Source organism: Burkholderia sp. COPS, from assembly GCF_019425585.1.
GTDB classification, from domain to species: domain Bacteria; phylum Pseudomonadota; class Gammaproteobacteria; order Burkholderiales; family Burkholderiaceae; genus Burkholderia; species Burkholderia cepacia.
Genome location: NZ_WIXR01000101.1, coordinates 621 through 1,671, shown reverse-complemented (window position 1 = coordinate 1,671; position 1,051 = coordinate 621). Strand labels below are relative to the sequence as shown.

Here is a 1,051-nt window from a genome sequence, read left to right as displayed (position 1 = left end):
GCGCGCCATGAAATCCGCGTTGGCCAGCAGCGGCGCGAAGTACTGGCGATGCAGCAGCGACACGCGGCAGTCGGGGCTCAACTGCGCGGTGAAGCTGCGCCGGTGGGCGCGAACCAGCGTGTTTTCGCCGATGAGTTCACCCGGCAACGAGTGGCCGAGAATGAGTTCGCGTCCACCGGGTTCGTGCAGTGTCTTGTACACGCGGCCGCAGTGCACGAAGGCGACGAAATCGCCCGGATCGCCCTTGAAGAACAACAGGCGATTGCCGTGTTCGGGCCAGGGCGCGAGATGCCGCTCGATGTGAGCGAGCAGGCTTTCCGGAAGATCGGCGAGTATCGGGATATTGCACAGCGTTCGACCGTTGACGAGGGCAGGCATGTTTTCCGTGCAAGGTTGTTTGACGATGCAGCCACCTAGCGAAAAACGCTGCCTTTGGCATTGCGTGAAAATGAATGATGAAAATAACCAGATAATGGGAAAGTGATCCCGATATGGTTTTGCTTCGGCGCCAGGGACCTTTGGTCGACCGACATCGGCAGCAGCGTGCCGGCGTAATCGCATCGCGGCGGCAGTCGCCATTTTTCATCGAAATGCCATTGGTTACGCTCGGCGGCGCGCCCGAAACGACGGATGAGGAGATGCCGGGGAATTAAAGTTTCCGTTCACAATAATCAAGAACATTTACACGAAGCGATTATCTTTAAAACGGTGTTACGCGGGTAACAGCGCCATTCCCGGCACCGAATCGATTCTGTGTTTTCCATAAAAAAGGAAGGCACGGGATGACAACCTCGAACCAGCACGCTGTTTCGACGCCTGAGTCACCGGCGCAGCAGCTCGATCACACATGGCGGGAAATGCAGGGGAAATTGCGGCGGCGCGCGCGCCTGTTGTGCAAGGGCGATATCCACCGCGCCGACGAACTGCTCTCCGATACCGCGCTCAAGGTCCACATCTACCTGCAACGTTCGCCCGAGCGCGTCCGGAACCTGGCCGGCTTTCTCTTTCTGGCGCTGAACCACGCGTTCCTCGACGGCGCGCGCCGCCGTGT

The 1,051-nt window shown here is 59.1% G+C and carries 2 protein-coding genes; both read right to left on the bottom strand.

Going from position 1 to position 1,051, the window contains the following annotated elements; all coding sequences use genetic code 11:
• The coding region (locus FOZ70_RS37735) for a cyclic nucleotide-binding domain-containing protein (RefSeq protein WP_258025857.1) at positions 1–579 on the bottom strand (579 nt) is incomplete at its 3' end.
• A 242-nt stretch (positions 580–821) separates the two neighbouring features.
• Positions 822–1,051: hypothetical protein (locus FOZ70_RS37730; RefSeq protein ID WP_219707907.1), on the bottom strand; the 230-nt coding region annotated here is incomplete at its 5' end.